Genomic DNA, 284 nt, shown 5'->3' with positions numbered 1-284 from the left:
CTGCCCGTGGGTGCGGATCACCTCGGCGCCGACGGCAAGCTGGGTGCGTTCGTCGAGGTGAAGAACTCGAAGATCGGCACCGGCACCAAGGTGCCGCACCTGACCTACGTCGGGGACGCCGACATCGGCGAGTACAGCAACATCGGCGCGTCCAGCGTCTTCGTCAACTACGACGGTGAGAACAAGAACCGCACCACCATCGGTTCCCACGTGCGCACCGGCTCGGACACGATGTTCGTCGCACCGGTGACCGTCGGCGACGGCCGCGTCGACCCGGGCCCGGA

The 284-nt window shown here is 67.3% G+C and carries 1 pseudogene; it reads left to right on the top strand.

What is annotated here, in order from left to right:
* Positions 1 to 284 (top strand): annotated as a pseudogene (locus FVA95_RS29670) (hypothetical protein); the annotation flags it as partial.

This window comes from Pseudonocardia sp. EV170527-09 (genome assembly GCF_008369905.1).
Classification (GTDB): Bacteria; Actinomycetota; Actinomycetes; order Mycobacteriales; family Pseudonocardiaceae; genus Pseudonocardia.
The sequence above is the reverse complement of the archived record's forward strand: the minus strand, read 5'-3'. Positions and strand labels throughout refer to the sequence as shown.